The following is a 12995-nucleotide window of genomic DNA, read 5'->3' as shown; positions in this document are numbered from 1 at the left end:
GATCGACGCGATCTACTGGGAGATGACAATTTTGCTGCACCAATTCAGGGTCTGGGCCGTCTCGACAGCGAGGACGCGCCTCCCGATCAACTCTCGGGGGCGGGGCCTCGCCATCGCGAGCTACCACACCTACAAGGGCGCGCGGGCCCTCGCGAGCGACGCTCGGACCCTGTTCGCCAAGGTGCCGCAGGGCAAGCCGGGCCTGGACACCTACAAGGAGTTCCTCGCCCAGCAGCGGCGGATCCCGCACGCCCCGGCCGACCTCGTCTCGCAGACGACGTTCGCCGTCGTCGTCGAGAGCAGGGGCGACGCCGCGGACGCCGTGACGCTCGCGAGCGTCGACGAGCAGCACGGCAACACCCGTGCCAGGGCGATGGTGGTCCCGACCGGCACGACCGTCGAGCAGGTCCTGTTCCAGACCGACGCCGACCTCGTGCTCTTCGTGCGGGGCGGGAGCGTCCTGCGCACGCATGCCCTGACCGACCTCGCGAAGCAACACCGGGTCGACCCCGCCCTGGAGCTGATCGCCTTCGACTCCGACCACGTGACCCGCGCGGGCGTGCGGCGCGACCCGGTGTTCCGCCCCCAGTGGTCGCCCGAGATCCTCCTGGGCGCCAACTACCTCGACAGGGCCTTCGCGGTCACCCGACGAGCCCTCGTCCGCGCCTCAGGGGCCGACGTCTCCGACTCGGGCATCTGGCGCCTCCTGCTCGACATCGACCTGCCCGCGCGCTCGGCCGGCCTCATCTCGCGCACCCTGCTCAGCGAGCCCGTCGGCCAGTCCGCGGGGCCCGTGTCGCCCCAGGACGCCGTCATGGTCCGTGAGGCCCTGGCCAGGCGGGGGGAGGAGGCGGTCGTCGCCGTCAAGGACGGCGTCACCCGGGTCCTCTTCGAACCCGCCGAGTGGCCCAGCGTGTCGATCGTGACGCCGACGCGTCACGGCCGGGACAACCTCGCCCGGCTGCTGCCGAGCCTGGCGAAGACGGACTACCCGGCGGGCTTCGACCTCACGATCATCGACAACGGCGGCGAGACTCCCGAGAACGTCGCGTGGTACGAGCAGGCCTCCTACGGCATCGAGCCGACGGTGATCTGGTGGACCGAGACCCCGTTCAACTACTCCAGGGTGAACAACGTCGCGGCTGCCGCGACCGGCGGCGAGGTCGTCGTGATGCTCAACGACGACACCCAGATCGTCGACCCGGCGTGGCTGCGCGAGATGGTCGGCCACCTGATGCGCGACGGCGTGGGCACCGTGGGCGTGCAGCACCGTCAGGCGGAGGGGCTCATCCAGCACGGCGGCGTCACGCTCGGTCCGAACGGCTTCGCCGACAACACCTTCGCCGGGCTCGTCCCGGGTGTCGACACCCTCATCGGGTCGACCCGCTGGTACCGCAACAGCCTCGCGGTGACGGGTGCCTGCGTGGCTGTCCGCCGCAAGGACTTCGACGCGGCCGGCGGTCTCGACGAGCGCTTCGTCCTCTGCGGCAGCGACGTCGTGCTCGGCCTCGACCAGGTGATCGCCGGGCGCCGCAACGTCGTCGTCCCCTTCGACACGGTCCGTCACTACGAGTCCATCACGCGCGGCTCCGCCGTGCCGATGGAGGACTTCTACGCCAGCTACTGGCGTTACCACCCCTGGCTGCAGGGCGGTGACCCGTACTCGAGCCCGAACGTCTCCCGGCTCTCGGCGGTGCCCCGCTTCGCCAGCACGCGCGACGTGTCGCCGGTGCAGCTCGCCTTCGCGGTCATGGGGCGCGCCTACACGAAGGTGGCCCAGAGCGGCTCCATCTCGGAGGAGGCGCAGTCGCTGCTCGCGACGGCGTCGGTCACGAAGGGCGACGTGGCGAAGGTCGCCGAGCTCCACGCGTCGACGTCCGGGTTCGCCGACGTCAAGACGATCAACTGGTTCATCCCCGACGTCGACATGCCCTTCTTCGGCGGTCTCAACACGGCGTTCCGGCTCGCCGACAAGCTGACGCGCGACCACGGCATCCAGCACCGGTTCATCGCCTTCGCCCAGCCGAACCACGCCTACATCTCGTCGGCCCTCGCTGCGGCGTTCCCCAGCCTCGCCGATGCCGAGGTCATGTTCTACGACGGCTCGCAGGAGCAGATCGACGCGGTGCCGCCGGCCGACGCCGCCGTGGCGACGCTGTGGCTGACGGCCATGCACGTCGCCAAGTCGTCCTCTGCGCCGCGCAAGTTCTACCTCATGCAGGACTACGAGCCCGGTTTCTACCCGGCGAGCAGCATGTACGCCATGGCCGAGGAGAGCTACCGGCTGGGCCTGTACGGGATCTGCAACACCGAGAGCATGCACGAGATCTACAAGTCGTACGGCGGCTCGTCCATGTACTTCACGCCCGCGGTCGACCGGAGCATCTACCACCCGGAGGGGCGACGCGAGAAGGGCGCAGAGGAGCCGGTCACGATCTTCGCCTACGCGCGCGACCACTTCCGCAACTGCTGGGAGCTCGTCTACGCCGCGCTCACGGAGGTCAAGCGCCGTCACGGGGACCGCGTCCGCATCCTCGCCGCCGGCGCCAGGTACCTGCCCAACAGCGCGGACTTCATCGACATGGGCCTGCTGGACTACCGCGCGACCGGCGCGATGTACCGGGAGACCGACATCGGACTGACGATGCAGATCTCGCGTCACCCCTCGTACCTGCCGCTCGAGCTGATGGGCAGCGGGGTGCCGATGGTGGCGCCGGACAGCGAGTGGTTCACCTGGCTGTTCGAGAACGGCGTCAACTCGCAGCTCACGATGCGTACGGTGGACGACATCGTCGAGAACCTCGAGAAGCTCATCCTCGACGAGCAGCTCCGTCGCGACACGTCGGCCAAGGCCCTCGAGACGATCGACGCGCGGCACGGCGACTGGGACGCAGCCCTCGGCGGCATCTACGGGTTCCTGACCGACCCGGAGGCGAACCTCTCCGCGTGACGGGGGCAACGAGGTGCCCTGTCCCCCACATCGGGGGGCAGGGCATCCGTCGTCCGGGGCACGAAGTGACTTACTCTTGTCGAGTGTGTTCCGGCTGAAGGCCGCCTGGCAGGCGTCCCTGAAGCCCGCCGCTCGGGTACAGGGCCCTTGCGCGACCCAGGGCGAGAGGCCGACCATGACCCGATATCCGAGGAAGAGCCGAGCGTTCCGCTGGGTGGTGATGGCCACCTCCTTGTTCGTCGCCGCCGGCGCGCTCGTCGCCGTGCAGTCGCCGCAGGCGGCGCAGGCCGCGTCGTTCGACGCGGGCAACATCATCAGCGACGCCAACTTCTACGACGCGAACGCGATGTCCCAGCAGCAGATCCAGGCGTTCCTCGAGGCCCAGGTGCCGTCGTGCGGCAACGGCAACTGCCTCCGGCTCAAGCGGACGGACACCTCTTCGCGCCCCGCGGACGCGATGTGTCGTGCCTACCAGGGTGCGGCGGGCGAGCTCACGTCTCAGATCCTCTTCAAGGTGCAGCAGGCCTGCTCGATCAGCGCGAAGGTGCTGCTCGTCACCCTCCAGAAGGAGCAGACCCTCGTCACGGCGACCGCGCCCAGCGACGCACGCATCGACCGGGCCATGGGGTACGCCTGCCCCGACGACGCCTCGCGTCCCGGCTACTGCGACCCTGCCTACGCCGGCCTGTACAACCAGCTCTACCGCGCGGCCTGGCAGCTGAAGCGCTACGGCAACCCCGCGGGGACGAGCAACTACTTCACCTGGTACCCCGTGGGCCAGGTCGCCCAGGTCCGCTACAACCCGAACGCGGCCTGCGGCAGCGGCGGGGTGTACATCAGCAACGCGGCGACCGCGGCGCTCTACTACTACACGCCCTACCAGCCCAACGCGGCGGCGCTGGCCAACATGACCGGGACGGGGGACGCCTGCTCCGCCTACGGCAACCGCAACTTCTGGCGCTTCTACACCTCGTGGTTCGGCCCGACCACCGGCCCGACGAGCCCCATCGGCAACTTCGAGGGCGCGACGCCCGGCGTCGGCACGGTGCGCGTGTCGGGGTGGACCATCGACCCCGACGCCGTCGCGACGTCGCTCGACGTGCACGTGTACATCGACGGCGTGGGCGCGGGCGTGACCCGCGCGGACAAGTCCCGACCGGACGTCGGAGCGATCCACGCCGGTGCGGGGAACGCGCACGGCTTCGACGCCACGTTCGGGATCGGAGGCGGCCGACACGAGGTCTGCGTCTTCTTCATCAACGTCGGCAGCGGCGCCAACACGCCTGCCTGCACGACCGTCCAGGTCCCCACCGGCGACCCGTTCGGGGGCATCGACTCCGTGACGGCGGCCGCCGGCACCGTGACGACGGGCGGCTGGGCGATCGACCCCGACACGACCTCGCCCATCGACGTGCACGTCTACGTCGACGGCCGCTCGGTCCCGACCCGTGCCGACAAGGACCGTCCCGACGTGGCCGCCGCGTACCCCGCCTACGGCCGGCCCCACGGCTTCGAGCTCGTCTCGACGCTGGCCGTCGGCAAGCACGAGATCTGCGTCTACGGGATCAACGTCGGCCCGGGCATCACGAACACGTCGTTCGGGTGCCGGACCGTGACCGTGTCGACGGGCTCGGCCCCGGCTCCGTCCACGCCCCGTGGCAACCTCGAGGAGGTCACCGGCGGCACCGAGTCCGTCATGGTCAAGGGCTGGGCCCTCGACCTCGACACGACGGCCCCGCTGTCGCTCCGCGTCACCGTCGCCGGCACGACGACGACGGTCAAGGCCGACGTGTCCCGTCCCGACGTCGGGCGCGCCTTCCCCGGGATGGGCGACGCGCACGGCTTCCTCTCGACGATCGCGGCCCCGGCGGGCTCCCAGCAGGTCTGCGTGACCGCGGTGAACGACGGGGCAGGAGGCGACGTCGAGCTCGGGTGCCGCACGGTGACCGTGTCGTCGTCGGCCCCGACCGCGGGCGCCCGCGCCCCGATCGGCAACCTCGAGGTCGTCGCCGGCGCCGCCGGGGGCGTCTCGGTCAGCGGCTGGACCCTGGACCCCGACACGGCGGCACCGATCCCCGTCCACGTCTACGTGGGCTCGACCTGGACCCAGGTCACGGCGGACGGCTCGCGGCCCGACGTGGCCGCAGTCCACCCCGCGTACGGCGACCGGCACGGGTTCTCGGCCGTCGTCCCTGCCGCGGCGGGTGCCCAGAACGTCTGCGTCTATGCGCTGAACGACGTCAAGGCGGGCCCCAACCCGCTCCTGGGCTGCCGGACCGTCACCGTGACGAGCACCGTCCCCGTCGGCAACGTCGAGTCGGTCACGGGAGGGGCGGGCACGGTCGGCGTGTCCGGCTGGATGGTCGCGCCCGGTTCGTCCGACGCCGTCCCAGTGCACGTCTACGTGGACGGCGTGGGATCGGCCTTCACGACCGACCTCGACCGCCCGGACGTGGCCGCGGCGTACCCCCGGACGGGCTCGACGCACGGCTTCTCGGCGACCGTCCCGGTCTCGGCGGGTCGTCACACGGTCTGCGTGTGGGGGCTCGACGTGCGAGGTGGTCAGCACCGTCAGTTCGGGTGCTGGCAGACCACCTCGTCCTGACCTGATCTCGTGACGAAGGCCCCCGACGCGACGCGTCGGGGGCCTTCGTCACGAGGGGTCAGGTCGTCGACCGTCCCGGTCGACCGGCGTCGACGGGCCGGGACGGCGCGTCCGCGCCTTCGGGCAGGGCCTCGGCCCACGACGCGGTCACCGCCCGCCGGACGACGATGCTCCCCGCTGCCAGGAGGACGGCGATGACGGCCGTCCAGAACTCCCAGGTGAGCGGAGGCTGCCACGAGGGCGACGTGAACATGGCCCGCCAGCCCACTCCGTCCTGGAGGCCGGTGACGTACCGGCGGAAGACCCAGACCACCAGGTGCACGTGGAGCACTCCGAGGGCGACGAGCCCCGAGGTCACGAGACGGCGGGACGACTCGAGGCGGACGGGCCTCGGGAAGGCCTCGTCGAGGGCCATCCCGGCGGCGAGGACGAGGCACGCCAGCACCGCGAGGATGTACCGGGCCTGCCAGATGTACCCGTAGTCGGTGACCGCGAATCCCTGTACGACCGGCGGGACGACGACCATGGCCAGGGCCAGGATGGTCACCGCGCGCCGCCGCGCGCCTCGCCCGAAGGCCAGCGCGCCGATGATCAACGACAGGAGGACGAAGCTCCAGATGATGACCGTCGTGGCGGGAGCAGGCGTGTCGATCCACCCGAAGAGCCCGATGTAGCCCTGACCGTTCTCGAACGTGATGAAGATCATCTTGTTGAAGCCCGAGTAGAACGACGACCCGGCGCCGACGTACGGGACGCCGGGGCTGAGGCTCTGGCTGGTGAGGGTCCATGCGAGCCCGGCGGCGGCGCCGACGCCGATGCCGACCACTCCGAGCCAGAAGGCCCGGCGGCGGGCGAGCGCCCGGATCAGGCTCCAGTCGGCCAGCGTCGACACGACGATGAGCAGGAGCCAGAGCAGCGCGATGCTGCGTGTGTTGGCCAGGACGACGGCCGCGACGGCCACGAAGGCGATGCGGTGGGCGGGGAAGCCCTCGCTCCGCCGCTGGACGAGCAGGGACAGCCACGCGAAGAGCATCACCGCGGACGCGATCTCGATGCCGCTCGGGTTGACCGAGCCCATGATGAAGTAGACCATCGGAGTCACGGCGACGCTGAAGGCGACCAGGGTCCACGCTCGAGCGCGCATCTGCATGACCGCGACGACGGCGAGAGCGAGCAAGGCAGACGAGAGCGCCGCGCTCAAGACCCTCATCGCGTACAGGGCGGGCTCTCCCTCGAGGAAGAGGCTGGGGAGTCCCACGACGGCGTAGTAGGCGGGGTTGTACGTGCCGGCACTCGTCGTCGCCGTCTCCGGGGCCGTGGAGTCCGTCAGAGGGGCCTGGCAGGAGGCCGGGCGCGAGGGGTCGAAGGCGAAGCACGCCAGGTCCGCCGTGTCCGCCACGAATGCGGGCACCTCGACGTCGAGGGCTCCCGGCTGGACGGTCGACGGGGCGCCGTCGAGTTCCCCTCGGACGACGGCCGCGGCATGGACGGTGTGGGCGGGCTCGTCCGGCACGCTCATCAGCGGGCTCGCGAAGGCCCACGCGCTGGAGACGCCCCAGAGCAGGGCGAACGCCGTGAGGAACACCTTCAGCGAGGGACGGGCCCTGCGTTCCCTGTCGGAGATCGTCGTCTCGTCGCTGCGTGTGTCTGTGCTCATTGCCGTGGTGCCGCCCCTCAGTCGATGTCGCAGGCTCGAGAGCCCCCGTCGATGGTACCGGCGAGCTCGGCCGGTCGAGGGGACGGGCGAGCGGCCACGTCGCGTCACCTAAGATCGTGGGCGTCCACTGCAGGGGTGGCGAGAGAGGGGAGGGCTCCATGGCGCCCAAGCTGGCTTCCAGCGCCGCTTTCTCGACCCTCGGCATCGGCGTCCAGGGGCTCTCCCGCCTGGCCTACACGATCCTCATCGGTCGCTTCCTCGGGACGGAGACGCTCGGCCACGCGAGCGCCCTGATGTCCCTCAGCATCTTCCTGGCTCTCTTCTGGCCGACCGCGGCGGGGAACACGGCGTCCCGGTTCATCGCCGTCGCCCTCCACGACCAGGTGTCGGAACGAGGACTCGTCCGCGTCCTCGACCGTGCCACCCTCGCCACCTCGCTCGCCCTCGGCGTCGCGGCCGTCCCGGTGGCCCTCTGGCTCGGCAACGGCGTCACGACGTCCGTCGTCGCCGGCTGGCTCGTCGTCGGCTACGGCTGGTACACGTACGCCCGGGGGGCCCAGCTCGGCCACCACCGTGCTCGACGGATCGCCCTGTGGGACACGGTCTCGTCGGCGGTGAGCCTGGGCCTGCTCGTCGTCGTCGCCGTCGGCGGCCTCGACGGCCTCGTCCTCGTCCCGCTCGCCGTCGGCTACACCGTGTTCGCCGTGGCCTGCCGGCCGCGGACCGCTCGTGACGAGGGGGTCGAGGTCGTTCCTCCGCGCCTCGTGTCGTTCGCGGCCTGGAACGTCCTGGCCGGCCTGACGACGAACGGCCTGCTGCAGATCGCCATGCTCGCCGCGCAGGTCTACGGGGGCCCGGGGCAGGCCGGCGTCTACGCGGCCGCCTTCACGCTGGCGACCCCGGCGTCGATGCTCGGGCAGGCGGTGAGCCAGATCGTCGTGCCGGCCTACGCTCACCGAGGTGAGGCGGCCGGTCTGCGGGACCGCGCGTCGAGGACGTTCTTCCTGACGTTCTCCCTCCTCGCAGCGGGGGCCTTCGGGCTGGTCGTCGTGCTGGCGCCCCTCGTGCTGCCGGTGGTCTACCCCGTGCAGGGCGCGGCTGCCGTCCCGATGCTGCAGTACCTCATGATCGGCGTGTTCCTCTTCACGGTCGGCCTGATCCCGGCGGCGCTGCTCCTGGCCGCAGGCCGGTCCCGTGCCGTCGCCCTCACCTCCGTGGCGGGCTTCGTGGTGGGCGTCGCCGTCGTCCTCGTCCTCGGGCCGCGGGAGGGCGTCGCCGCCGGCAGCACGGGCTTCATGGTGGGGTCCGCCGTCAACCTCGTGGCCCTGGTCGTCCTCGCCTCGGTCCGGGCTGTCCGCAGCTCCGTCGATCACGGTGCCCCGGCGCGGGGCGGCGCTGAACGACCGTGACATCTGCACCAGCCCCCGCGGCACGACACGGCTCCAGGCACGACTGGCACGTGACGCCCACGGCCTGGGGGAGGCTGGCCTGGGTCGTCCTGGCCCTCGGTGTCGCTGCGGGAGCCGGCGGGTTCGTCGTGGGGACGTCGTGGGGACTGGCCCTCGGCGCGTGGCTGCCGCTGACTGCCGTGCTCGCAGCTCGTCTGCGCCTGCCCGTGGCCGGGGCCTCGGCCGTCCTCCTCCTGCTGGCCCCCGTCGTCGTCGGGCTCCGTCTCGGCCCCGTGCTGGACGTCTCGCCCTCGGTCCCGGCCCGGGCGCTGTGGCTCGTCGTCCTCCTCGGCGCCGGGGCCGTGCTGGTGGCCACCCGGCACCGGCGAGCCCGACCCTCGGCGCCGGCGCTGCGTCGCGGCGCGTGGGCGTGCGTGCCGGCCCTCGTCGGCGTCCTCGCGGTCGCCGTGGTCCTCACGGTGCCGGGTGCAGCCGTCCGGGCCTGGGCCATCCGCAGGGACTCAGCGACGAACGTGCTCTTCATGCGCTTCATCGCCCAGGACGGCGGGGTCGACCCCGGTGTCCATCCCAACCCGGCCTACTTGTTCCAGGGGATCGCCGCGCTCGAGTCCGTCCCGGACGCCGCTGCCAGTGAGCTGTACACCGCCTACCAGATCGGCTGGGCCGTGTGCATCACGGCGAGTGCGGTGGTCCTGGCCTGCGTCCCGCTCGCGGTCGTGAGGCCGACGGGGCGGGCGGTCCTGGCCGCGCTCGTCGTCACCGCGCTCGTGTACTCGTGGCTGGTGACCGGCTTCGCGATGTCCTTCGGGTTCGCCAACGTCTCGCTCACGCTGGTCGTCCTCGGGTGCTGCCTCCTCGTCTCGGCGGGCCAGAGGGGCTCGGTCCCTCTCCGCGTCGGCGTCCTGGCCGTCGGCGCCGTCCTCGCCGCCGCGACGTGGGCGCCACTCGCCGCCGTCCCCGTCGTGCTGGGCGTTCGCGTCCTGACGTCCGTGCCTCTCCGCGCACTCGTGTCGCGGCACGAGCTGAGGCGGGGCCAGACCTGGTTCCTCGCGGCCGCGCTGGCGTCCGCCGCTGCTTACGCCCTCGCCGTCGTGCTGCGTGACGTCCGTTCCGACGGGGGCAACCTCCTGCAGGACGGCTGGTTCTTCCCGTGGAGCTGGTGGGTCCCCGCGACGCTGGCCGTCGGCCTGTCCGCGTGCGTCGTCCTCGCCCGTAGCCGGGGGAGGTCCGACGGCGACGCGCGGCTCCTGCTGCGCGACGGTGCGGTCCTCGGCGCGACGGTCGTCGTCGTCGTGCTCGTCTTCGTCGCCTCCGCCGTGGTCGCTGAGCTCAGGCCGTGGACCTACTACCCGAAGAAGATGAGCTGGATCGCGTCGATCCTCGTCGTGGTCGTCCTGGTCACGGTCGTCGCCGGCGCGCGACGCCCCTCCCGGGCCGTCGCGCCCGCCGTTGCCCTCCTCGCCTTCGCCGCCGTGGTCGTGCCGCAGCCAGACGGGCCCGGCCTGCGCGGGTACGTGCCCCTGGCAGGCATCGTCGCGGGCGGTCCCGCCGGCCTCGAGAGCAGGTCCGTGCAGATACTCGCGTGGCTGGACGACCCGAGACCTCACCTCGTGTGGCTCGAGGGCTCGACCGCCGACGACGACCTCGCGAACCTCTGGCTCACCACCTTCATCGCCGACGGCGCCGAGGACCCGCTCCGCTCCTACGCCTCGACCCTCGAGCACGATCCGACCCAGGTGTGCGACGCCCTCCGGCGGGCGGGCGACGATCCCGTCCTCGTCACGAGGGCCGCCAACGCCGGGCCGGCGGTGGCGGCGACCTGCCCGGACCTCGACTTCACCGTCGAGGTCCCTGACGGGGGCTGACCCGGCCCGGCTCGCCCCCGTCACCGAGGGCGGGCGCGCCACGAGAGGCCCTGTGGCCCTGTGCTAGCGTCGTCTCCCGTGACCGCTGGTGAGAAGATGAGCTATGCCGCCCACCAGATCTCGGTGGTCGTGCCCGTCTACCAGGGCAGCAGCACGCTCTCCGGCGTCCTCGACGAGATCGCTCCTCTGTTCGTCGAGCAGAGGTCTCGTGACGGTCACGCCTACGTCGTCGCCGAGGTCGTCCTGGTGTTCGACAACGGCCCCGACGGGTCCGACGTCGTCATGCGAGGGCTGGCCGCGGCGCACCCCCAGGTCAGGCTCGTCTGGCTGAGCCGCAACTACGGCCAGCACGCCGCCACCCTCGCGGGAATGGCGTCGTCCGGCGGCGAGTGGGTGGTCACGCTCGACGAGGACGGTCAGCACGACCCTCGGTTCATCCCGGACATGCTCGACACGGCGATGCGCGAACAGGCAGCCCTGGTCTACTCTCGGGCCGTCAACACCGCGCCCCACGGCTTCGCGCGCAACCTCGCGTCGCGCGCCTCGAAGCGCATCATCTCCGGTGTCTCCAGCGACCCGAACGTGACGGTCTACCAGAGCTACCGCCTGGTCCTCGGGGACGTGGCGCGGGCGGTGTCGGCGTACGCCGGCACGGGCGTCTACCTCGACGTCGCCCTCGGCTGGATCACCGCCCGGGTGGCGCAGTGCGACGTCGTCCTCCGCGAGGAGGGCGGCCGAGCCTCCGGCTATTCGCCGCGCAAGCTCCTCTCGCACTTCTGGCGCATGTTCCTGACCTCGGGCACGAAGGGACTGCGGCTCGTGAGCGTCGTGGGGGCGCTGCTCGCCGCCGTTGGGGCCGTCTTCGCCGTCTTCGTCCTCATCGCGCGTCTCTTCGACCTCATCGTCGAGCCGGGGTGGGCGTCGCTCATGATCGTCCTGCTCGTCGCCAGCGGCGCGGTCCTCTTCTTCCTCGGCATCGTCGCCGAGTACATCGGCGTGGCGGTCAACAGCGCCATGGGCCGGCCGGCCTACGTGATCCTCGGCGACGTGGCGGCGGGGCCCCTCGGCAGGCCTGCCGCCCACGCCCGGGCCACGGCCGACGCGTGACCGACGCGGGGACAGGCTCGACCTCGGTCCCCGGGTCACGTCCGGGGGTCGACTGCGTCGTCGTGGGCTCCCGGGGCCTCCTCGGTGCGGCCGTCGTGCGCGCGGTCGACGCGAGCCACGACTTCTCCCTGGTGGGGACGCCCCGCGTGCGCTGGGGCTCGCCGTCCGACGCGACCTCCGACCTGGCCGAGGTCGCCCGGTCACTGGGTGCCCGGACGGCTCCGTGGGCGCTGTTCTGGTGCGCCGGCGCCGGCGTCAACGGGATGGACCGGGAGACGGCCGACCACGAGGTTGGCCGGTTCGAGGAGTTCCTCGCCGAGATCCGCCGGGCGCCGTCGGCGGCGCCGGGCGTCGTGTTCCTGGCCTCGTCGGCCGGAGGGGTGTTCGCCGGCGCGTCCGGCGCCCCCTTCGGCGAGACGTCGCCCGTGGCGCCCCTCTCGGAGTACGGACGCACCAAGCTCCGGCTCGAGGGCGCCCTCCGGGTCCTCGCGGACGTCCCGTCGGTGACGTCCGTCGTCGGGCGGTTCGCGAACATCTACGGTCCGGGCCAGGACCTCGACAAGCAGCAGGGGCTCATCTCGCACCTGTGCCGCAGCACGCTGCAGCGGCGCCCGATCTCGATCTTCGTGCCCCTCGACACCCTCCGCGACTACGTCTACGTCGACGACGCGGCCAGGGCCTCCCTGGCCCTCGTCCGCGAGCACCGGGCCTCGGGCGCCCGTGCGGAGCTGCGAGTGGTGGCGAGCGGCACGGCCACCACCGTGGCGACGGTCATCACGGCCGTCGCGGCGGTCGCCGGCGCCAAGCCGCTGATCGTGCTCGGGACGTCGCCCCTGACGTCGATGCAGGGCCACGACCTGCGCCTCCGCCCGTCGACGGGGGCGGCCGACGAGGCAGGACGGACCCCGCTCGGCATCGGCATCGCCGCGACCTGGCGCGACATGTTCGCCCGCTTCGTCGTCCACGGCCGAAGCTGACCCGACGGGCACGGGGCTGACCCGACGCGCCGGCGACCGATCCGACCGCGGCGGTCGCGACGTCAGGCGGGCGGGGCGCGGAAGACCCAGAACCGCTGCAGCACGTAGCTGATGACGGCTCCCGTCACCAGGGCCATCGCCTCCTGCGCGACGAGGGGGAAGCCGAGCGAGCCACCGACGGCGGCGGCCGCGGTGCTGATGGTCGCGCTCGGGACCTGGCTGACGGAGATCTTCGCGAGGCCCGACCACGACAGGGGGCGGCGCCACACCAGGCGCGCCTGCGTGACGTAGCCGATGGGGATGCAGATCACCCACCCGACGAGGACGAGCACCCACCCCGTCGCGCCCCCGGTGAGCGCACCGAGGCCCAGGACGACGGCGGCGTGGAGCAGGCTGTTGCCGCCGCCGACGAGTCCGAACCTCAC

General features: G+C 72.0%; 8 protein-coding genes. 6 read left to right on the top strand and 2 right to left on the bottom strand.

Translation table 11 applies throughout. The features are described 5' to 3' along the window. Window positions 1-22 precede the first annotated feature (22 nt). Both ITJ48_RS04605 and ITJ48_RS04600 read left to right on the top strand, forming a co-directional pair. The gene (locus ITJ48_RS04605) at window positions 23-2950 is read left to right on the top strand and encodes a glycosyltransferase (RefSeq protein ID WP_194612577.1); all 2928 of its coding nucleotides are present in this window, start codon (window positions 23-25) and stop codon (window positions 2948-2950) included. 175 nt (window positions 2951-3125) lie between these two features. After that, window positions 3126-5555 carry a hypothetical protein gene (locus ITJ48_RS04600; RefSeq protein WP_194612576.1) on the top strand — a complete coding sequence of 810 codons (2430 nt, stop codon included), beginning with the start codon at window positions 3126-3128 and terminating at the stop codon, window positions 5553-5555. Between the two features lie 58 nt (window positions 5556-5613). On the opposite strand, the gene ITJ48_RS04595 is transcribed toward ITJ48_RS04600, so the two are convergent. Next, a complete protein-coding gene (locus tag ITJ48_RS04595; protein WP_194612575.1) occupies window positions 5614-7212 on the bottom strand; it encodes a DUF2142 domain-containing protein in 1599 nt (532 codons plus the stop codon). Between the two features lie 158 nt (window positions 7213-7370). On the opposite strand from ITJ48_RS04595, the gene ITJ48_RS04590 reads away from it, so the two are divergent. The 4 genes from ITJ48_RS04590 to ITJ48_RS04575 all read left to right on the top strand — a co-directional run bounded on the left by ITJ48_RS04590 (window position 7371) and on the right by ITJ48_RS04575 (window position 12570). Then, a complete protein-coding gene (locus ITJ48_RS04590) occupies window positions 7371-8621 on the top strand; it encodes a lipopolysaccharide biosynthesis protein (protein WP_194612574.1) in 1251 nt (416 codons plus the stop codon). Between the two features lie 50 nt (window positions 8622-8671). After that, window positions 8672-10486 carry a hypothetical protein gene (locus ITJ48_RS04585; protein WP_194612573.1) on the top strand — a complete coding sequence of 605 codons (1815 nt, stop codon included), beginning with the start codon at window positions 8672-8674 and terminating at the stop codon, window positions 10484-10486. A 78-nt stretch (window positions 10487-10564) separates the two neighbouring features. Then, window positions 10565-11593 carry a glycosyltransferase gene (locus ITJ48_RS04580; protein ID WP_370544777.1) on the top strand — a complete coding sequence of 343 codons (1029 nt, stop codon included), beginning with the start codon at window positions 10565-10567 and terminating at the stop codon, window positions 11591-11593. Then, window positions 11590-12570, top strand: a complete 981-nt coding sequence (locus ITJ48_RS04575) for an NAD-dependent epimerase/dehydratase family protein (protein WP_194612572.1) — start codon at window positions 11590-11592, stop codon at window positions 12568-12570. Before ITJ48_RS04580 ends, ITJ48_RS04575 begins: the two co-directional genes overlap by 4 nt. Before the next feature lie 62 nt (window positions 12571-12632). Here ITJ48_RS04575 and ITJ48_RS04570 read toward each other — a convergent pair whose 3' ends face one another. Beyond that, window positions 12633-12995 carry a GtrA family protein gene (locus ITJ48_RS04570; protein ID WP_194612571.1) on the bottom strand — a complete coding sequence of 121 codons (363 nt, stop codon included), beginning with the start codon at window positions 12993-12995 and terminating at the stop codon, window positions 12633-12635.

This window comes from Frigoribacterium sp. VKM Ac-2530 (assembly GCF_015350835.1).
Taxonomy (GTDB): domain Bacteria; phylum Actinomycetota; class Actinomycetes; order Actinomycetales; family Microbacteriaceae; genus Frigoribacterium.
This window is presented reverse-complemented; position numbering and strand designations above follow the sequence as displayed.